This is a genomic window from Salaquimonas pukyongi (assembly GCF_001953055.1).
GTDB classification, from domain to species: domain Bacteria; phylum Pseudomonadota; class Alphaproteobacteria; order Rhizobiales; family Rhizobiaceae; genus Salaquimonas; species Salaquimonas pukyongi.
Genome location: NZ_CP019044.1, coordinates 1,076,120 through 1,096,191 on the forward strand (window position 1 = coordinate 1,076,120; position 20,072 = coordinate 1,096,191).

At 59.8% G+C, this 20,072-nt stretch carries 20 protein-coding genes; 5 read left to right on the plus strand and 15 right to left on the minus strand.

Features of this window, described 5'->3' with window-relative positions; translation table 11 throughout:
- Positions 1–12 precede the first annotated feature (12 nt).
- The 8 genes from BVL55_RS05175 to BVL55_RS05210 form a co-directional block, all read right to left on the minus strand.
- On the minus strand, positions 13–630 hold the full coding sequence (locus BVL55_RS05175; protein ID WP_075996014.1) for a LysE family translocator: 618 nt from the start codon (positions 628–630) through the stop codon (positions 13–15).
- Positions 631–651: 21 nt separating this feature from the next.
- Positions 652–1,122, minus strand: coding sequence for a molybdenum cofactor biosynthesis protein MoaE (locus tag BVL55_RS05180; protein ID WP_075996015.1), 471 nt, complete (start codon positions 1,120–1,122; stop codon positions 652–654).
- Between the two features lie 8 nt (positions 1,123–1,130).
- Positions 1,131–1,385 (minus strand): molybdopterin converting factor subunit 1, encoded by a 255-nt coding sequence (gene moaD / locus BVL55_RS05185; RefSeq protein WP_075996016.1) that lies wholly within the window; start codon positions 1,383–1,385, stop codon positions 1,131–1,133.
- 4 nt (positions 1,386–1,389) lie between these two features.
- Positions 1,390–1,998 carry a CDP-diacylglycerol--glycerol-3-phosphate 3-phosphatidyltransferase gene (pgsA, locus tag BVL55_RS05190; RefSeq protein ID WP_075997921.1) on the minus strand — a complete coding sequence of 203 codons (609 nt, stop codon included), beginning with the start codon at positions 1,996–1,998 and terminating at the stop codon, positions 1,390–1,392.
- 100 nt (positions 1,999–2,098) lie between these two features.
- Positions 2,099–4,060, minus strand: coding sequence for an excinuclease ABC subunit UvrC (uvrC, locus tag BVL55_RS05195; RefSeq protein ID WP_342098045.1), 1,962 nt, complete (start codon positions 4,058–4,060; stop codon positions 2,099–2,101).
- 77 nt (positions 4,061–4,137) lie between these two features.
- Positions 4,138–5,370 carry a patatin-like phospholipase family protein gene (locus BVL55_RS05200; protein ID WP_075996018.1) on the minus strand — a complete coding sequence of 411 codons (1,233 nt, stop codon included), beginning with the start codon at positions 5,368–5,370 and terminating at the stop codon, positions 4,138–4,140.
- 16 nt (positions 5,371–5,386) lie between these two features.
- A complete protein-coding gene (locus tag BVL55_RS05205; protein WP_075997922.1) occupies positions 5,387–6,151 on the minus strand; it encodes an SDR family oxidoreductase in 765 nt (254 codons plus the stop codon).
- Between the two features lie 23 nt (positions 6,152–6,174).
- On the minus strand, positions 6,175–7,119 hold the full coding sequence (locus BVL55_RS05210) for a calcium/sodium antiporter (protein WP_075996019.1): 945 nt from the start codon (positions 7,117–7,119) through the stop codon (positions 6,175–6,177).
- A 303-nt stretch (positions 7,120–7,422) separates the two neighbouring features.
- Between BVL55_RS05210 and BVL55_RS05215 the strand changes: the two genes are divergently transcribed.
- A complete protein-coding gene (locus BVL55_RS05215; protein WP_075996020.1) occupies positions 7,423–8,136 on the plus strand; it encodes an outer membrane protein in 714 nt (237 codons plus the stop codon).
- A 37-nt stretch (positions 8,137–8,173) separates the two neighbouring features.
- On the opposite strand, the gene BVL55_RS05220 is transcribed toward BVL55_RS05215, so the two are convergent.
- The 7 genes from BVL55_RS05220 to purM all read right to left on the minus strand — a co-directional run bounded on the left by BVL55_RS05220 (position 8,174) and on the right by purM (position 13,950).
- Positions 8,174–9,025, minus strand: a complete 852-nt coding sequence (locus tag BVL55_RS05220; RefSeq protein WP_075996021.1) for an AIM24 family protein — start codon at positions 9,023–9,025, stop codon at positions 8,174–8,176.
- Between the two features lie 145 nt (positions 9,026–9,170).
- Positions 9,171–9,572, minus strand: coding sequence for a hypothetical protein (locus tag BVL55_RS05225; protein ID WP_075996022.1), 402 nt, complete (start codon positions 9,570–9,572; stop codon positions 9,171–9,173).
- A 183-nt stretch (positions 9,573–9,755) separates the two neighbouring features.
- Positions 9,756–10,154: a RidA family protein gene (locus BVL55_RS05230; RefSeq protein ID WP_075996023.1), complete on the minus strand. Its 399-nt coding sequence runs from the start codon at positions 10,152–10,154 to the stop codon at positions 9,756–9,758.
- A 52-nt stretch (positions 10,155–10,206) separates the two neighbouring features.
- Positions 10,207–10,998, minus strand: a complete 792-nt coding sequence (locus BVL55_RS05235; protein ID WP_075996024.1) for a GNAT family N-acetyltransferase — start codon at positions 10,996–10,998, stop codon at positions 10,207–10,209.
- Positions 10,999–11,224: 226 nt separating this feature from the next.
- Positions 11,225–12,103, minus strand: a complete 879-nt coding sequence (locus BVL55_RS05240; RefSeq protein ID WP_075996025.1) for a 23S rRNA (adenine(2030)-N(6))-methyltransferase RlmJ — start codon at positions 12,101–12,103, stop codon at positions 11,225–11,227.
- A gap of 36 nt (positions 12,104–12,139) precedes the next feature.
- Complete coding sequence (gene purN, locus BVL55_RS05245) at positions 12,140–12,829, minus strand: phosphoribosylglycinamide formyltransferase (RefSeq protein WP_075996026.1); 690 nt, start codon at positions 12,827–12,829, stop codon at positions 12,140–12,142.
- Positions 12,829–13,950 (minus strand): phosphoribosylformylglycinamidine cyclo-ligase, encoded by a 1,122-nt coding sequence (gene purM, locus BVL55_RS05250; protein ID WP_075997923.1) that lies wholly within the window; start codon positions 13,948–13,950, stop codon positions 12,829–12,831. Before purM ends, purN begins: the two co-directional genes overlap by 1 nt.
- Before the next feature lie 260 nt (positions 13,951–14,210).
- Here purM and BVL55_RS05255 point away from each other — a divergent pair, with 260 nt between their 5' ends.
- The 4 genes from BVL55_RS05255 to BVL55_RS05270 all read left to right on the plus strand — a co-directional run bounded on the left by BVL55_RS05255 (position 14,211) and on the right by BVL55_RS05270 (position 20,070).
- A complete protein-coding gene (locus BVL55_RS05255) occupies positions 14,211–15,359 on the plus strand; it encodes an AI-2E family transporter (RefSeq protein WP_075996027.1) in 1,149 nt (382 codons plus the stop codon).
- 14 nt (positions 15,360–15,373) lie between these two features.
- Entirely contained in the window at positions 15,374–16,153 is a 780-nt protein-coding gene (locus tag BVL55_RS05260) for a P-loop NTPase family protein (RefSeq protein ID WP_083649378.1), read from the plus strand.
- A gap of 202 nt (positions 16,154–16,355) precedes the next feature.
- Positions 16,356–18,548: an RNA degradosome polyphosphate kinase gene (locus BVL55_RS05265; protein ID WP_083649379.1), complete on the plus strand. Its 2,193-nt coding sequence runs from the start codon at positions 16,356–16,358 to the stop codon at positions 18,546–18,548.
- A complete protein-coding gene (locus tag BVL55_RS05270; protein ID WP_075997926.1) occupies positions 18,511–20,070 on the plus strand; it encodes a Ppx/GppA phosphatase family protein in 1,560 nt (519 codons plus the stop codon). The genes BVL55_RS05265 and BVL55_RS05270 overlap by 38 nt, the downstream gene beginning before the upstream one ends.
- The last annotated feature ends 2 nt before the right edge of the window (positions 20,071–20,072 follow it).

Below are 20,072 nucleotides of genomic sequence, written 5' to 3' on the forward strand. Positions count from 1 at the left end.
CGCTGCACGGCCTCAATCCCTGAGTGCGATGGCCCCGGCAGCGCCGGCCATGGCGGTGGCCGAAAGCCGGTTGGCAATTCTAACCCCCGCTTTGCTTTTGAACAGGCCGCGCGCACCGGCAGCAAGCCCCACCCAGGCAAGGTCCAGCCCCGCCAGCACAACGAAAAGCACGGCCACAAGCTGTGCCCAGGCGGCAAAGCCGATGGCCGTCACATCGACAATGCCCGGCAGCAGCGCCAGATAAAACACCATGATTTTCGGATTGCCGATGGTAAGGGCAAGACCGGAGAAGAACATGCTCCAGCCCGAGCCGGTTTTCGGGGGCCCTTCGCCTCCCTCAATTTTCTCATCCGCCGTCCACATCTGCCAGGCGAGATAGAGCAGATAGGCAATACCGCAATATTTGATGATGACGAATATCCCGTGAAAGGTTTCCGCAATGGCGGATATTCCCAGGATCGCTGCCGTCAGCCAGATAGCTTCGCCGATCCACATGGCGGCAAGAAACGGCAATACGCTCAAAGCCCCGCCCTGCAGCACGCGGGAGATGAGAGCGGCAATGGAAGGGCCGGGCGAACCGGCCACCACCGCCAGGGCAGCAGCAAAGATCAGCAGACTTTCAATGGGCATGTTCCACTCCCCTGAAGGGTTTTACTTTCGCTTCCAGCGCTCGGCTGCCGCATCGTCGACGTCCTTTGCTTCCACCCATTCGCCTTCACCGCCACCGGCAAGGTGTTCCTTTTTCCAGAACGGTGCACGGGTTTTCAGGAAGTCCATCAGGAAATTCGCCGCCTCGAACGCAGCCTGTCGATGGGCGGAGGTTGCCACCACCAGGACGATATTCTCCCCCGGCGCGATTTTGCCATGACGGTGAATGGTGACAAGCCCGGTCAGCGGCCAGCGGGCGATGGCTTCTTCGGCAATGCGGCGGATTTCGGCTCCCGCCATGCCCGGATAATGCTCAAGTTCCAGTGCGGCAAGCCTGCCGCCTTCATCGCGGCAAAGTCCGGTAAACGTTACCACGGCGCCCGTGTCCGCACGGCCTTTGGTCAAATTGGCAATTTCCGCGGCCACGTCGAAATCCGCTTTCTGGATGCGAATGCCGGGCGTGATTCTTGCCATCGGTTTTCTCAACCACCTGTCATGGGAGGAAAGAAGGCAGCTTCCCTGACGTCTTCAAGTGGCGCCGCGGGATCGTCAACATGCTCCTGATTGAGCGCCACGCGGACAATCTTCTCATGGGCAAAGACGGCGGCAAATTCCTCGCCACGCCCTTTTTGCCAGGCCAGCAGGTCGCCCAGTGTTTTTACGCTGTCGGGCAGATCGGCCTCTTCCTCGGCCAGGTCGAGGCGTTCGCGTATCCAGGAAAAGTAGACCAGTTTCATCGACCTAATCCATCACATGCTTGATGCCGGCACGAAAATAGTCATAGCCGGAATAAAGCGTGATCAGCGCCGCAACCCACAACAAGAAGATGCCGGTCTGGGTCGTATAAGGCAGCACCTTGTCGCCGGCGGGCCCGGCCAGCAGGAAGCCGATGGCCACCATCTGCACCGTGGTTTTCCACTTGGCAAGCTGGGTAACCGGCACGCTGACCTTTAGCTCTGCAAGATATTCGCGCAGGCCGGAAACGAGGATTTCCCGGCACAGGATGATGATCGCCGCCCAAAGCGACCAGCCGGCGATGGTCTTGTCCGTATCGGCTGCCAGCAACAGCAGGCAGGTGGCAATCAGCAGCTTGTCGGCGATCGGGTCGAGCATTCGCCCAATCGTGGACGTCTGCTGCCAGGCACGCGCCAGATAGCCGTCGAAGAAATCGGTGATGGAGGCGACGATGAAAATGCCGAGCGCCGACCAGCGCGCCAGATCGCTCGACTGCAGCTTGCCTTCCAGAAAGAAGCATAGTGCAACCAGCGGCACGGCGACGATCCGCCCATAGGTCAGCACATTGGGCAGGGCCAGCCAGTGTGCATCTGATTTTTTCCGCTTTTGCGCCATTTTGGTTCCGGAAACTGTCATTTCGATTGCATGTAGTAGAGCGCTATTTCCATTCCAAGGGATTGCTGTGACCAAGGGATTGCAGTGAATTGGCTGCGGTTCAACTGTTTTCGTGGAAATGGTCGTAAATTGTCTGTGCCATCTCCCTTGAAATGCCTTCCACCACCATCAAATCGGCAAGTGCGGCCTGCCCGACCGCCTTGGCGGTGCCGAAATGGTGCAACAACGCCCGCTTGCGCGCAGGCCCCACGCCGGAAATCTCGTCCAGCGGATTTTTCACCATCTCTTTCTTGCGCCGGGCCCGGTGCGAGCCAATGGCAAAACGGTGCGCCTCATCGCGCAGCCGCTGCACAAAATACAGCACGGGATCGCGTTCAGGCAGCATGAAGGAGGGCTTGCCCGGCATGAAGAATTTCTCCCGCCCCGCATCGCGGTCCGGCCCCTTGGCAATGCCCGCCACCGCCACCTGGTCTTCAATGCCCAGTTCGCGCATCACCTCCATGACGGCGTTGAGCTGGCCAAGCCCGCCATCGATCAACAGCAGATCCGGCCATTGCGGCATGGCACCGGTTTCGCCATTGGCCTCGCCCTCTCCATTGGCTTCTTTGTCTTCGGCGGCTACCTCATCTGCGCCATCGCGTAGCCCGGCTTCCCGGATCAGCCGCGAAAAGCGCCGCGTCAGCACTTCGCGCATCATTCCATAATCATCGCCGGGCGTGAGTTCCTCGTTCTTGATGTTGAACTTGCGGTACTGGTTTTTGGCAAAGCCCTCGGGCCCGGCAACGATCATCGCCCCGACCGCATTGGTGCCCATGATGTGGGAGTTGTCGTAGACCTCGATGCGTTTGGGCGCCTCTTCCAGGCCGAATGCCTTTGCAACGCCTTCCAGCAGCCGCGCCTGGGTCGAACTTTCCGCCAGCCGCCGCGCCAGCGCCTCGCGGGCATTGAGCAGGGCATGGTCGACCAGATCGCGCTTTTCCCCGCGCTGGGGCCTGATGACGGAGACCTTGTGGCCGGTCTTCAGCGTCAGCGCTTCGGCCAGCAGGCCCATTTCGTCTGCCCGGTGGGACAGCAATATCTGCCGCGGCACGGGCTTGTCGTCGTAGAACTGGGCAAGAAACTGGGACAGGATTTCCGTTGCAGCGACCGCCTTGTCGGCGCGCGGAAAGTAGGCGCGGTTGCCCCAATTCTGCCCGGTGCGGAAAAAGAACACCTGCACACAGGTCATGCCGTCGCGCTCGGCAATCGCGAAGACATCGGCTTCCTCCACACCGCGCGGATTGATGCCCTGATGGCCCTGCACCATGGAAAGCGCCGAAAGCCGGTCGCGATAGACCGCTGCCCGTTCGAAATCGAGCGCTTCGGCGGCTTCCTCCATCTGTTGCGACAGGGTTTGCTTGATCGCCGAGCTGCGCCCGGACAAAAACTGCTTGGCCTCGGCCACGAGCCCTGCATAGGCCTCCAGCGATATCTCGCCGGTACACGGCGCTGAACAGCGCTTGATCTGGTAGAGCAGGCACGGCCGGGTGCGGGTTTCATACACACCGTCAGAACAGGTGCGGATCAGGAATGCCCGCTGCATGGCGTTGATCGAGCGGGTTACCGCGCCGGCAGAGGCAAACGGCCCGAAATAGTCGCGCGTCTTCATGCGCGCGCCGCGGTGCTTGAAAACTCCCGGCGCCTCATGATCGTCGGTGATGACGATATAGGGAAAGCTCTTGTCGTCACGCAGCAGCACATTAAAGCGCGGGCGCAGCCGCTTGATCAGATTGGCTTCCAGGAGCAGCGCTTCGGTCTCCGTGCGGGTACGCACGAACTCCATGTTCGCTGTTTCTGCAATCATGCGCGCAATGCGGTTGGTGTGTCCGCCCATTTTGGCATAAGAGGCGACCCGCTTCTTCAGGCTCTTTGCCTTGCCTACATAGAGCACATCGCCGCGTGCGTTGAACATGCGGTAGACACCGGGCGAGTTGGGCAGCCTTTTGACGAACCGGGAAATGACCTCAGCGCCCCTTGCAGGGTTCTCTTCACCACTTGGCTGAAGCGCTTCTTCCCAGGCAATCTTGCCGCCGGTGGTGGCTGAAAGATCGGGCTTGGCAGTTTCCGGTATGGTCTTCTGCTGTTTTTGAGGCGTTTTGCTCATGGGCGCGACCGCTCCCAAACAGCCGGATCAAGACCGTCCCGGTACCCCAAATCGAACAGGGGCTGCATGTATTCGGGGTCAAAAAAGCCCTTGGATTTGCCGTTGAAGGTGCCGGGAATGGACGTGCGGTGAAAGGCAATGCCGTCCCGCTCGGCAATGTCGTAAATGCGGCGTACGTCCGATAGGCCCTGGTTGCGGATCAGTGTATTGAGCGAACGCTCGACAATTTTTACGGTGGCGGCTTTCAGCGGCTTGTAGGAGGCATCGAGCTTGGTATTGCGCACGACGAAGACGCGCTTTTTCAGGGCATATCCCAGCGCACGCTCCAGCTTGCGGATCGTGACGTTGGGCGGGTAGATGAATACCTGCTCGGTCACCCCGCCATCGACGTGCAGTTCCTCGAACTGCTGCCCGCCGTGATCGACGGCGATGGAAACCGGCGGAAAGGCGCCGGGAATGGAAGCGGATGCCTGAATGATTTTTCGGAACAGATCGGCCTTGCCCGGATAATCGCTCTGCGCCAGGGCGCTCAGGTTCCAGATGACGCCGCGCTCGGCTTCAAGATTGGTGGTGCCCACAAGAAGGATCCGGCCTGTGCTGCTTTCCCGTGCGATTTCTGCCAGCAATTGTGGCGTTACGTATTTCTTCAACAGGGATTCAAACCCGCTGACATTCAGCAGTCCGGCACCGGCAAGATTGACCGTGCCGATGTCTTGGGTGCGTGTGGTGGTGTAGATTTCCTTCAGCACCGGATCGTATTCGCTGCCCAGAAAGGCAAAGGGGGCGATGATGGCGCCGGTGGAAACGCCGGTGACGATCTCGAACTGCGGCCGCCTTCCCGATGCCGTCCAGCCATTGAGAAGGCCCGCCCCGTAGGCGCCACTCTGGCCGCCGCCGGAAAGGGTCAGAAAATCCAGCTTGCGTCCATTCGTCTCGACGTGCTTTCGGATGGCTTCGGCATATTGGCGGGTCAGTAAATCGCTGTCGCCGCTGAACTCATCCGCCCAGGTGCGCAGATTTTCCAGTCCCGCCACACGAACCGACCCGAGCAGCGCTTCGGGTACAGGATCGTGCTTGACCGCCGTACAGGCAGCAACCAGCACAAGCAGCAGCACGCAAAAAAGGTTGGACGCGTTTTTGACCATGGCCCCTTCGAATACTGTCTTGTGCCATTGAAAAGCAACTGCCTGCATCGCTGCAGCGCCATGGCCCTGCCAGGCAACTGACACAAATGCGGCTCACTGCCTATTCCGGCGCGTTGGTGATATCCGGTGTTTGCCATGCCAGATGCTGGCCGCCATCGAGCGCGATCATCTGCCCGGTGACGGATTTTGCCCGCCAAAGCCAGTGAACCGTGTCGCCGAATTCATCCAGCATTGCTGCCCGTTTGAGGATCAGCCCCTCCACCTGCCGGTCGAAGTCCTGCCGCGATTGTCGTTCGCTGGGCAGTGTCGGTCCCGGCCCGATGGCGTTGACGCGAATGGCCGGGGCAAGCGCCTGTGCCAGCGTCTTTGTTGCCATCCACAATGCCGATTTGGAGAGCGTGTAGGAATGAAAATGCGGCGTTGGCCGCCACACGCGCTGATCTATGATGTTGACGATCAGCCCTTCTTCAAGCCCCTGGCCGGCAAAGGCGGTTGCAAGGTCCGACGGTGCCTTCACATGAAGGTCGAAATGGGTCTTCCACACGCCATCATCGGACTGCGTGACACTGTCGGGTTCAAACGCCGATGCATTGTTGATCATGAGGTCGATCGGGCCCAGTTGTTTTGCCGCTTCGCCAAACAGGCGGGCAGCTTCACCGCTCTCGCCGAAATCGGCGGCAAGTGCGACGGCTTTAACCCCGCTTTCACCCAGTTCCTGCACCAGCGCGTCGGCGTCATCCTGCGACTGATGATGGTGAACGGCGATGTTGCAGCCAAGCCCGGCCAGGGAACGTGCAATCGCCGCGCCAATTCTTCTGGCGCCGCCGGTTATCAGAACATTGGTCGGGTGGTCTGTCTTCGTCACCACTTGCTCGCTGCCGCTTCAGGTCAAGTGACAAACGCCGCCGCCACATACAGCGTATAGGCGGTAATCATCACGGTGCCGACGCGCTTGCCGATCTTGATTTTCCAGTGGGCAAGGCCCGCCAGCAGCAGGGCACAGGCCAGCATTACCCACATGTCAACATAGACGATCCTGCCGGACGCTGCCATGGGCGCGATAATCGGCGCAATGCCCATGATCGATCCGATGTTGAAGATGTTGGAGCCGACCACATTGCCGATGGCAATCGAGTTGCTGCTTCGAAGCGTCGCCATGACGGTGGTCGCAAGTTCCGGCAGAGAGGTGCCGATGGCGACGATGGTAAGGCCGATGACATCCTCGGAGACATCCCAGCGGCGCGCAATGGCGCTTGCCGATTCGACCGTCAGATTGGCACCGAAGGGCAGCGCAATCAGGCCGATTGCCAGCAGGGCGAAAATCAGTGGCATGGAGCTTGGCGTTTCGCCCACTTCCTCGTGAATGTCGGCGGCGGCATCGGTGTTGGCCCTGGCTGCACAGCACCACTGGTCATAAAGAAAGAGCAACAGCAAGATCAGCAAAATGATGCCTTCAACGCGGCTGACGAGCTGATCGAGCAGCATGATCATGAACACGGCGGTAAAGCCGATCATCACCAGGATGTTCCGACCGATGCCAGCGTCATCGCAGCGCGAAGCGGCAATCAGCGCGGGCAGGCCCATCACCAGCAGCACATTGGCAATGTTGGAGCCCACCACATTGCCGATGGCAATGCCCGGTGCGCCGGCCAGCGCTGCCTGTATCGAGATGAACAGTTCCGGTGCCGACGTACCGAAGGCGACGATTGTCAGCCCGATGATCAGGGCAGGGACCTGCAGCCGTTCGGCCAGGCCAACCGCGCCTTTGACCAGCACATCGCCGCCAACCAGAAGCAGTCCAAGCCCAGTCACTAGCAGCACATAATCAAGCATCGAACATTCCGGATGGTATCATGGACAATCAACTGGCCGCAGGGAGTGGCAAATGTGGCGGCATAACGGAAGAATACAAGCAGCGCATATAGGATGCTGCGGCGAAGGTTGGAAGCCCCGGCGCCCATAATCGGCGCAATAACTGGCAGGTTCTGTACATGAGACCGCGTGGCCGGGAGGGTTTGGCGCGCGTTAACCACAGTTGCAGCGCCACGAGATTGCCGCTTTGTCGTCAAGGTTCCTCTATCTCTTTGCCCGATTTGGCTGCGACAAGTCTCCTGCGGACCACGAGGAGTATGAGTTATGTATCCTGAGAAAATCGTTTCCCGATCAGGGAAAAAAGCAAATCCCCGGCTATCGGCGGCCGCCGTTTCGCGCGGTGCACTGTCCGGTCTTGCCATTCTTCTGGGTACGGTGGCGGCAAACGCTGCCGACCTTAACACCGGGACCGATCCGGGCATTGTGCAACCGGGGTTTGATCCGGTCGCCAACAGCTCGGTCTGGAACGGTGCCTATGCCGGCGTTCATGGCGATCTGAAATGGCGCAAGGTCGGCGTGATGGGTTCATCGGACATCGACATGAGCCACAGCCCCGGTATCGGCGGATATATCGGTTACAACCAGGAAATCTACGGCCCCATTATCGGCGGCCTTGAGGTCATGGGCGGCTATTCCGGCAAGAGCCAGAGCAAGGGCGGCTACACGGTCGAACAGGACTGGGATGCCTCCTTGCGTGCCCGGATGGGCTATGCGCTCGAGCAGAACCTGTTTTACGGGCTGGCTGGGGTCAAGACCTCACGCGTGACGGTCTCCAATGCCGGAAATTCCGACACCAACTGGATGAACGGCTGGACGGTCGGCGCCGGCGTCGAACGGCAGTTGACCGACAACATTATCGGGCGCATCGAATATGATTATTCGCGCTTCGGCAAGACTGAGTTCGAGACCGCCGGACCCAATCGTGATGTCGATCTTACCGACCATGGCATCAAGCTGGGCGTCGGTTTGAAGTTCTAACCAAAGCCTGCCGCCCTGCCCTGCGGGGCGGCGGGGTTTACCGGTTGTCGCCGTCGAGCAGATTTCCGATACCGCCCAGGATCGATCCTTCGCCTTTGGTGTTGCCGCGGCCTGGAACTGCGGCCCACATGCGGCCTGCTAGCCGCGAGAAGGGCAGGGATTGTATCCACACCTTGCCCGGACCGGTAAGCTTGGCGAAGAAGACGCCTTCGCCGCCAAAAATCATCGACTTGATCGATCCGGCCCGCACCAGGTCAAAATCGACGCTTGCCGTGTGGGCGGCGACGCAGCCCGTGTCGATGTGCAGTTCCTCTCCCGCTTCAAGCGTGCGCTCCACCGTTGTGCCGCCGACATGGACGAACACCCAGCCATCGCCCTCAAGCTTCTGCATGATGAACCCTTCACCACCAAACAGGCCGGTCATGATCCGGCGCTGAAAGGCAATGCCCAGCGACACGCCGCGGGCCGCGCATAAAAACGCATCCTTCTGGCAGACGAGTTCACCATCGACTTCATCGAGCTTGATTGCCAGGATGTGGCCGGGATAGGGCGCTGCGAAGGCAACCCGTGCCTTGCCGGCGCCGGTATGGGTAAACACCGTGGTAAACAGGCTTTCGCCGGTGATCAGCCGCTTTCCCGCGCCCACCAGCTTGTCGAGAAACCCGCTGCCTTGTGCCTGTGACCCGTCGCCGAACACCGTCGTCATCTCGATATCGGCATCCTTGAACATCATCGAGCCGGCCTCGGCGACGGCCGATTCACCGGGATCGAGTTCGATCTCGGCAAATTGCATCTCCTGGCCCTTGATTTCGAAATCGATGTCGTCTGCCAGGCTGGCGGAGCGTTCGTGCCGGGCGATGGGAATGCTGGGGACGGTGTTCAAGACCATGGCGCTGTTCCTTTGGCATGAGAATCGGTTGCGCCATGATGTGCCCGATCGGCCGCGCCGGGGCAATTTTGGATTGGAGAAACTTGCCCGAAAAAGGCATTCAACCAGCCGCTGCTGTTACAGCGCCGATATTACCGCCCGGCTACTATCTCATTGTGCGGCAGTATCCGTCATGGTTCTTCCACGGGTCGAGCCCGGCAACGCAATGGGTTACATCCCAGTTCTGGCCGACAAAGCCGCCGATATCCTCGATCATGTACCAGATCTGCCGGCGCTGGCCGTTGGAAAGAACCGCCGTGGCGTTGCAATAGCGCCGCGTGACCGGTGAATTGACCATGCTCGTCGTGCGGTGCTCGTGCATGCGGTCGAGCTTCACCAGGGTGAAGCCGCGCTGCCAGGTCTTTTTCTCCGCCCAGTTGAACTCATCGATGATGCGCCCAGCCACCGGAAGGTCGGTGCACAGGGGAAACTGCGCCGCGCTGGCCGTGCCGGCAAGGGCAAGGCCGATGGCGGCAAGCTTCAAGGAGAACAGGGTTCTTGCTGGCATGGAGGGTTTCATCACGTCGGCTGCTTTTCGGTGCGGATGGTAGCTGGTTTTGGTACAACTTGCCCCAACCTGTACCAAAGGCGCGTGAAGTTCAAGCCGTGTGTCCGGTCGGTCGGCGGCCAGTCCGAATGCCTGCCTGGAGCCCTTTGCGGACGCCAGTTTTGAGTAACCGATCAGGTGGTGTTATCCCTTTGCCACAAATGCATCAACTTCGATCTCAACCAGCCACTGCGGATTTACGAACCGGTCAATTGCCATGATGGTGTCAACTGGCTTGCATTCGCGACAATACGCCTTTCTGGCTTCAATCGCTTCTTTCCAGTTTTCTATGTCGGTCAGTATGACACGTGTGCGAACGATATCGTGAATGCCAGAACCGGCATCTTCCAGAGCCGTTTTGATAATCTCAAAGCACCGGGTGGTCTGAGCAAAAACGTTGCCGATACCAACAGTTTCACCGTTCTCATCTACTGGAGCTGTCCCGCCAACGGCAATAAACGGACCAACGCGCACTGCTCTGCTGAACCCCACGATCTCTTCCATTGGGTTACCATTGGAAATCAGTTGGCGCTTGTAGCTCATGGTTGGCTCCCTTGTTGTGAAGAGACGGGAGTATATCAGGTAAAAGAAAACCCTATGCGGTAAATCGTGCTGCCCCGGTAGTCGCTATTCCGCAAACGACACCGGGATCAAGCCGCAAGCCGCTTCGCTCAATCATCCTGCGGGAAGGTTTGTTGGTGGCTGCAGCGTATTCTTGCACTTCATGGGCGCCCAGCTTTTCCACACATCCGCGGACCATAAGTGCGTTGATCAAGACGCCCAGCTTTTTCCCGCGTTGGGATTCGTCTACCGACACAAGGCCGCCCCAGGCGGTTGAAGCCCACCGGCTATGCTGATTGTACGGATAGTAACCAAAAGCCGTTCCAACGATTGCGCCGTTTTCATCCCTTATGGCGATTGTAACCGAAGGCAAGGACATGCCGGCCAGCAGGCGTCCTGTGAATGGAACAACGCCGCTTCGGGCCATGCATTCCTGAATCGCGGAAATCACCGCGGCGTCAGCCAGTTCTTTTTCGTCAACCAGCGCATACCCCTCGGGCAAGGAGGCTTCAACCAGCTGCCTGGTATGCGTGTCAATTGTCTGGCGGTCCGCTGAGAACACGTTCCAGGAATCAAACCGGATATCATGCTTGCTCAAACTGGCCCGAAACTCGTCCAGCATCTCAACCGGGATCATTCTGAAGGTAAAGACGCCATGGTCTTTGATGAGTTCAATGACCCTCTCCCAGCCAAGGGCATTGTAGTCATCCGTTCCAAGAAACCTTCCGCCGTTTACAGCGCCCTTGGTTTGTGAACACCACTTGGTAAGCTCGTCGACCTTCTTTTGCAGTCGAACCTGCTGATCCGTTCCAAAGTACCAGTCCATCGCACCCTCCAGCGGGTTGATGATACATTTACCGGAACAAAATTGCGAGAAACCGGTTTTTTATGCTGAGTTTGATCAAGTGCTCTTGCTTGGCTATTGCAAAAACACCCCGCAAAGCGTGATACCGTGAAGGCTGAAGGCGAGCTTCGACAAATGACAGCTTTATCCGCATGGCAGGCACGCAACTTGACCCTTGCCGCATGGTCTTTGGAGGGTTCTCCCGCCTTCACTCTGCCGTCAGCCGCTCATAACGCCAGCGGCCCTGGCCCTTCGCCGCCTCAAGCCGGGCGGCAAGCTGCGGCAGGATCGCCGCCATTTCCCCCTCCAGCACATAGGGCGCATGGCGCAGGATCATGCCGCAGCCATGCAGGACAGGCGGCGTTTCGCGCTTGCAGATTTCAAGTTCCAGATACACCAGATCGCTGATGCCGCTTTCCCTCAGCATTTGCTTGAAACGGGCAACGGGCCCGGGATGTTTGAGCGGATACCAGAAGGCCAGGCTGCCGCCCTGCCAGCGCTTTGCCGCGCGCAGGGCCGCCTCTGCCATGCGGCCAAAATCGGCAGCGTCCTCAAACGGCGGATCAATGAGCAAAAGCCCGCGCTTTTCCTTTGGTGGCAGGTGGGCACCGGGAACCAGCCAGCCGTCAAGGGTCAGAATGCGGGCCTGATAATTGCCGGCAAACAGGGTTTTCAGCTTTCCGGCAGCCTCCGGATGCAACTCGCAGGCCGTCAGCCGGTCCTGCCTGCGCATCAATTCCATCGCCAGCAGCGGCGAGCCCGGATATTCAGCCGGATACTCAGAAAGTGCCTTCTGATTGGCCCCATTGCCGAACACGGCGCCAAGATAGGGGGCAAGCAGGCCTGCTGCTTCGCCTTGCGGTTTCCAGCCGGCAAGCTTGCCGATGCCGCCCACCCATTCGGGCGGATTGCCGCGCGTATCGCGCTGATCTTTCGGTGCCAGCAGGTAGCGCCCGGCGCCCGCATGGGTGTCGATGACCCGGAAGGCTTTCTCCTTCCGTTTCAGATATTCGATCAGCCGCGACAGCACGATGTGCTTGAAGACATCGGCAAAATTGCCCGCATGATAGTCGTGACGGTAGTTCATTGGCTTCCCGTTCAGGGCGTGCTTGGGGTTTTGGCCCTAAAGAACCCGCTGTGTGCTGCCGACGGGCGGGGAGAAGAGCGCCGGTTGCCCGGTGGCCGCACCATCGGATACCACGATCCGCGAGCCCGAAAGCCGCACCTTTCCTGAAGTTACCAGCGCCAGCGCGTGGGGATAAAGCAGGTGTTCGGTCTCCAGCACCCGCTCTGCGAGGCTGTCGTCGGTATCGGCCGGATCGACGCTAACCGCAGCCTGGGCGATGATCGGCCCGCCATCAAGCGTTTCATCGACAAAGTGCACCGTGGCGCCGTGAATGCGAACGCCTGCCAGCAGCGCCCGGTGGTGTGTGTCGACTCCCTTGAAGGCCGGCAGCAGGCTGGGGTGAATGTTGAGGACCTTGCCGCGAAAGCGTCGCACGAAGCTTTCCGTCAACACCCGCATATAGCCGGCAAGGCAGATGATGTCGGGTTTGGCCTCCTCGATTTTTTCGAGCAGCGCGGCCTCATGGGCTTCGCGGCTGTCAAATGCCTTGTGATCGACAACCGCCGAGGCGATGTTGTGGAAGTCGGCGATCTCTAGTCCGCCGGCGCCCGGCACATTGGTGAAGGCATGGGTAATGATGGCCGGGTAATCGGGCGCCATACTCGCCATGATCAGGCTTGCCATGTTCGTGCCACGGCCGGAAAACAGGACGCAGACGCGCTTTCGGGTGTCTTCGGCCTTTGCCATCACGATGCGGCCCGCGCGTATTCGAGCTTGCCTATGTAGACGACCGGCTGGCTCTCCCGCCTGATCAATTGCCCGATACGCTGCACGCGCTCGCCTGCCTGTTCCAGCGTTCGGGTGACCGCGTCCGCGTTGTCGGCAGCGGTTGCAACCACCATGCCGGTGCCGCAGTTGAAGGTTTTCAACATCTCGGCTTCGGCAATGTTGCCCACCTCCTGCAGCCAGCCGAAAACCGGTGGCGGGGTGAGGGAAAACAGATCGATTTCCGCCGCAAGCGCCTGCGGCAGCACCCGGGGAATGTTCTCGGTGAAGCCGCCGCCGGTGATATGTGCCAGCGCCTTGATGCCGCCATGGGCGGCTTCCTGCCTGCCAAGCGCGGCAAGCAGCGCCCGCACGTAAATGCGGGTCGGCGCCAGCAGCGCTTCGCCCAGTGTCATCTCCGGGTCAAAAGGCGCCGGGCAATCCCACGAAAGCCCGCTTTTTTCCACCAATCTGCGCACCAGGGAATAGCCGTTGGAGTGGATGCCGGAAGAGGCAAGCCCCAAAAGCACGTCGCCTTCGGCAAGTTCCGCGCTGGGCAAAAGCGTGCCGCGCTCGGCCGCCCCCACGGCAAAACCGGCAAGGTCGTAATCGCCCTTTGCATACATGCCGGGCATTTCCGCCGTCTCGCCGCCGATCAGTGCACAATTGGCGATGCGGCAGCCCTCGGCGATGCCCTCGATGACCTGGGCTGCAGCTTCAACGTCGAGCGCACCGGTGGCAAAATAGTCGAGGAAGAACAGCGGTTCGGCACCTTGCACAACAAGATCGTTGACGCACATGGCGACCAGGTCGATGCCCACCGTATCGTGCTTTTCAGCTTCGATGGCGATCTTCAGCTTGGTGCCGACGCCGTCATTGGCGGCAACCAGAACCGGGTCTTCAAATCCTGCCGCCTTAAGGTCGAACAGCCCGCCAAACCCGCCGATCTCTCCGTCTGCGCCCGAGCGCAGCGTGGATCTTACCGCCGGCTTGATGCGGGTGACCAGTTCGTTGCCGGCATCGATATCGACCCCGGCTTGTGCATAGGTCATGCCCTGCCGGTTGTGTTGGCGAAGAGTGTCCTTGGGGGAATTGCTGCTCATCTGCGCGCACAATGTCCGTTTTCGAAGATCCGTTGCAGGCTGAAACACCGTGCGGCGGGTTTGCGGCATGGCGGGGCAAACTGCAAGCGTTTTGAATGACGCAGCCTGTTGATAGTGTGGAAACGCGAATGTTCCTGCGCAAAGCTGGGCTGGCGGCCATGCTTCGCCTTGCGCCGCTCTTTCCCGCCATTTACATAGCAGGTGTCACATTTGCCTGGCAGGCCTTACAAATCCTGACAGCAGGTTGCGGAAAATAGAACATGAAACAGAAAACGGTCATGCATGTGCGCAAACAGGCGCTCTTCTGGTCGGCTGCATTTGCAGCGTTCCTGGCCTTTCTGTGGCTGTTCGACGATATCCTGTTGCCGTTCATCGCCGGCATGGCACTTGCCTATTTCCTTGACCCGGTTGCAGATTTCTTCGAAGCCCGCGGCATCTCCCGCATGTGGTCGACGGTTCTGATCACGCTTCTGCTGCTCGTTCTCTTCGTCCTTTCCATGGCAATCCTCATCCCGGTTCTGGTCAATCAGCTGACCGGATTCCTGGATCGTCTGCCTGAACTGGTGAACCGGTTGCAGGAACTCATAGCCTCCACGGAAAACAAGTGGATACGCGACCGCTTCGGCATCGACGGCAAGACCCTGCAAGACAACCTCAACGCCCTGTTGCAGCAGGGCGCGGGGTTCGTTTCCACCGTTCTGCAACAATTGTGGGCGTCGGGAAAATCGCTGCTGAACGTGGTCTCCCTGCTGGTGGTGACCCCTGTGGTTGCCTTCTACATGCTTTACGACTGGGACCGCATGGTCGCCAAGGTCGACAGCTGGGTGCCGCCGCGCAACCGAAAAACGGTACGGGAGCTGTTTCACGATATCGATGTGGCCGTTGCCGGTTTCATCCGCGGGCAGGGGTCTCTCTGTCTGGTGCTCGGCCTGTTTTACGGTATCTCGCTGACGCTGGCCGGCCTCAACTTCGGCCTTCTGATCGGACTGATTTCAGGACTGATATCGTTCATTCCCTATGTGGGTTCGCTCACCGGCCTGGTGCTTTCCATGAGCGTTGCCCTGGTCCAGTTCTGGCCGGACTATATCTCGATTGCGCTGATTGCCGGCATTTTCGGCCTCGGCCAGTTTCTCGAAGGCAACATTTTGCAGCCCAAAATGGTCGGCGACAGCGTCGGCCTGCACCCGGTCTGGCTGATGTTTGCGCTGTTTGCCTTCGGCTCCCTGTTCGGCTTTGTCGGCATGCTGATCGCCGTTCCGGCGGCGGCAGCCATTGGCGTTGTCGTGCGCTTTGCCATGAGCCGCTACAAGGAGAGTGAACTGTACACCGACGGGGCAGACGGCGTTGAGGAACGGTTGCTGGCACCGCCTGCAAGCAGCCGTGCCGCCCGCAACAAGCGCAAGGGCTGAGCCCTTTACCGGCCATGGCAAAACCGCAAACGCCCGTCAGCCCGTCCCCCCGCCCGTCTGAATCCCGGTCTGAACGCCCGCCTGAACACCAGTTCCAAGGCAGTCCGAAAAAGGGTGAAAAGCCGGCGCAACTTGCCCTCGAACTGCCGGTCGAGCGGGCTGTCAGCCGTGACGACCTGCTTGAAAGCCCGGCCAACCGCCTTGCGGTCGATCTGATCGACGGCTGGCCGGACTGGCCATCGAATGTGGTGGTGCTGGCAGGCCCTGTGGGTTCGGGAAAATCCCATCTCGCCGCCATCTGGGCGGCACAGGCCGGGGCAACCATTCTGCCTTCCGCTGCCCTTGGCGAGCATCCCGGCATCGCCACACAAGGCAATCTTGTGCTTGAGGATGCCGGTCCCGGCTGTCTTGACGAGGAAGCGTTGTTTCATGCCTTCAACCAGGTAAAGGCGGCCGGTCATTTCCTGCTTCTTACCAGCCGCAGTTTTCCTTCCGCCTGGATGGTGAGCCTCAAGGACCTGCAATCGCGTCTGCGCCTTGCCCATCTCGTCGAGCTAAGCGAACCGGACGATGAGCTGCTTTCGGCCATCATCATCAAGCTTTTTGCCGACCGGCAGCTGGAGGTTCCACCGCAAACCGTTGCCTATCTTGTCGCCAGAATGGAACGTTCGATGGAGGCTGCGGGCAGGCTGGTAGCCTGGCTCGACCGGGAGGCACTGGCGCGCGGGCGCAAGATCAATCGCAGTCTTGCCGCCGAAGCACTGGCGGCGATGGACAACCCGGAAAACAACTGAGGGCGGTTTGATCGCGAAACGGCGCCATGCCGGCAAGTGGCAATTACGCGGTAAACAGCAACCGAATTGTCATATTCCGCCGCTAGAGCGTGTCGGCACCTACGGGCCATATCGCGCGCCAGTGCTGACTCATGGTAGCTCGCGTGAAGCTTCAAGGGGAACGATATTGAGTCCAGCCCAAAGACTGATATTGATAGCCAAGATGACCAAGCATGAGACCATATCTGGGCAGGGCCCATCACAAACCGGCGAAAATGCCGGCACACCGGACTGGTTCAGCGAGCCTTCGCGCTTCATGAATCGTGAGCTGTCGTGGCTGGAATTCAACCGCCGCGTTCTGGAAGAAGCCGAAAACCCGCGCAATCCGCTGTTGGAGCGGGTTCGTTTCCTGTCGATCTCGGCCAACAATCTCGATGAATTCCTGATGGTTCGCGTTGCCGGCCTGATCAGCCAGGTGCGCCAGGGCATTGAAACGACAACGCCGGAAAACCTCACCCCGCGCGAGCAGCTTGCAGCGGTTGGCGAATCCCTCAACAGCCTGCAGTCCGACCAGCAGAAGGTGTGGAACAGCCTCGACACCCAGCTTGAGGCAGAAGGCATCATCGTTGCCCATCCCCGCGAGCTCAACAAGACCGACGTGTCCTGGCTGGAAGCCTATTTCATGGACAACGTCTTTCCCGTGCTCACGCCATTGTCGATTGATCCGGCCCATCCGTTTCCCTTCATTCCCAATCTTGGCAGTGCGCTGGTCTACGATCTCAAAAGCACCCGCGACGGCGATGCCATGGTCGCGCTTTTGCGCCTGCCTTCGGGCATCCGCCGTTTCGTCGAACTGCCGCCGCGCAAGGACCGCAAGACCATTTTCGTCTCCATCGAAAAGGTAATCTCGCTGTTTATCGGCAAGCTGTTTCCCGGTTACGAGGTGATCGGTTCGGGCAATTTCCGCGTCATTCGCGACTCCGACATCGAGGTGGAGGAAGAGGCCGAAGACATCGTGCGAACCTTTGAAACGGCCTTGAAGCGCCGCCGCCGCGGATCGGTGATCCGCCTCGAAGTCGATGCCGATACGCCGGAAAACCTGCGCCGTTTCATCGGCGAGGAGATCGTTTCGGAAATGACCCATGTCGCCACGGTCAACGGCATGCTGGCGCTGCACAACCTTTCGGAAATCGTTTCCATCGACCGGCCGGGGTTGAAGTTCGAGCCGTATATTCCGCGCTATCCGGAACGCATCCGGGAGATGAACGGCGATTGTTTTGCCGCCATCCGGCAAAAGGACATCATCGTTCACCATCCTTATGAGTCTTTCGACGTGGTGGTGCAGTTCGTCCGCCAGGCGGCCAACGATCCCGGCGTCGTCGCCATCAAGCAGACACTGTACCGAACCTCCAACGATTCACCGATTGTCGCCGCGCTGATCGAGGCGGCAGAACAGGGCAAGTCGGTTACCGCGCTGGTCGAACTGAAGGCCCGGTTTGACGAGGAGGCGAACATCCGCTGGGCACGCGATCTGGAGCGCGCCGGCGTTCAGGTCGTTTTCGGCTTTGTCGACTGGAAGACACATTCCAAGCTGAGCCAGGTTGTCCGCCGGGAGGAAGGCAGGCTCGTTACCTATGTTCATATCGGTACCGGCAACTATCACCCCATCACCGCCCGCATCTACACCGATCTGTCCTATTTCACGGCCAATCCGCGGGTTGCGCGCGATGTGGCGCAGGTCTTCAACTACCTTACCGGTTACGCGGAGATCGACGAACTCAACACGCTGGCAATTTCGCCCAAGCATCTGAAAAATCGCATCCTCGAACACATCGATCAGGAAATCGCCCATGTTAAGGCGGGCCGGCGCGGCGAAATATGGATGAAGATGAACTCACTGGTCGACCCGGTGGTGATCGATGCGTTGTACCGTGCCTCTCAGGCAGGCGTTAAGGTCGATCTGGTGGTGCGCGGCATTTGCTGCCTGCGCCCGCAGGTGGCCGGACTGTCCGACAACATCCGCGTCAAGTCGATTGTCGGCCGTTTTCTCGAACACAGCCGCATTCTGTGCTTCGGCAATGGTGAGGGCCTTCCTTCCGCGGCAGCGCTTGTTTATGTGGGTTCGGCCGATCTGATGCCGCGAAACCTTGACCGCAGGGTCGAAGTTATGGTCAGGCTGGAAACCGAAACCGTCCTTCAGCAGGTGCTGGACCAGATCATGGTGGCAAACCTGATGGACAACGAGCAGAGTTGGGAAATCACGTCGGAAGGAAAATCGCGCCGTATCGCTCCCAGCGAGGAAAGTGAATCCTTCAGCGCACAGCGCTACTTCATGACAAATCCAAGCCTCTCCGGCAGGGGGGATTCTCTCAAAGATGATGCTCCGAAAAGCTTTGCAAAGCAGTTTTTCCGCTAACCAGCGCAAGGCCGTGGAGCTGGCGCAGGGCCGGCTGAAGGAGCGTGAACCGGTTGCCGTCATCGACCTTGGCTCGAACTCGGTTCGCCAGGTCATCTATGAGGGCCAGACCCGCTCGCCGGCCGTGCTTTTCAACGAAAAGATCCTCTGCGGCCTGGGCGAGGGACTGCATCTGAGCGGCAGGCTCAATGAAATTGCCGTCGAGCGCGCCATCCGGGCGCTGGGCCGCTTTCGCCAGCTGCAACACCAGACCGGGGTTGGCGATGTACACATTCTGGCCACCGCCGCCGCCAGGGAGGCGGAAAACGGCCCCCAGTTCATCGCCCGTGTCGAGGAACTGATGGGATATCCGGTGGAGGTGCTGACCGGTGCGATGGAGGCCCATTATGCGGCCCTGGGCATTCATGCCGGATTTCACCGGCCATCGGGCATTGTGGGGGATCTGGGTGGCGGTTCGCTGGAACTCGTCAACGTCAATGCGAAAAAGGGAAGCGGCATCACCCTGCCGCTCGGCGGTCTGCGCCTGCGCGAGATGGCCGGCGAATCCCTTTCCAAGGCCGCCAAGATCGCACGCAAGGCCTTTGCGGAAAGTCCGGTAACCTGGGCCGACAGCCGCCGCACCTTCTATGCGGTGGGCGGCACCTGGCGTTCCCTCGGCCGGTTGCATCTTTCCTATTACGATCATCCCCTGCCGGCGGTGCACGAGTATGAAGTTCCGGCAGACCGCATGCTGCGTTTCTGTTCAAAGGTGGCTGCCCGCCAGCTCTCCGACATTCGCGGCATCGAGGCGGTTTCCAAGAACCGGCGTGAATTGCTGCCTTACGGTGCAGCGGTGATGGGGGAGGTCATCAAGGCCTATCAGCCCGAGACCGTCGCCATCTCCTCCCTGGGAGTGCGCGAAGGGTTTTTGTATTCAAGACTGACCGAAGACGAGCGGGCAAAGGATTCGCTGCTGACCGCTGCGCGCGACCTTTCCATCCTGCGCGCCCGCGCTCCCGAACACTGCGTTGAACTTGCCGAGTGGACCGGACAGGCCTTCGCCGAACTGGGGATCGAGGAAAGCGAGGACGATCGCCGCCATCGCATGGCCTCCTGCTTTCTGGCCGATATCGGCTGGCGTTCGCATCCCGATTTTCGCGCCCGCCAGGCGCTGGAAGTCATTGCCAATGCCGGTTTCGTCGGCATCAGCCATGAAGGCCGCGCCTATCTCGCCATAGCCGCCTATCACCGCTATCAGGGGCTTTCGCAAAAAGCCGGCGAGCCGGAGGTGGCGGTGCTGGCGAGCGAAACCTCAAAGCGCCGCGCCCGCATTCTGGCGGCATTCTTTCGTGTGCTTTATCTCTTGTCGGCCTCCACCCCCGGCGTGCTGCCGATGATCGGTTTCCGCAAGAGCGGACCTTCGGATGGCGAACTTCTCATTCCGGCCGAATTGGCAGACCTTGTCGGCGAACGGCCGGAAGAACGGGTCCGCCAGCTTGGCAACGAGATCGGGCTGACGCTGAAGATGGTGGTGGAAAACTGATC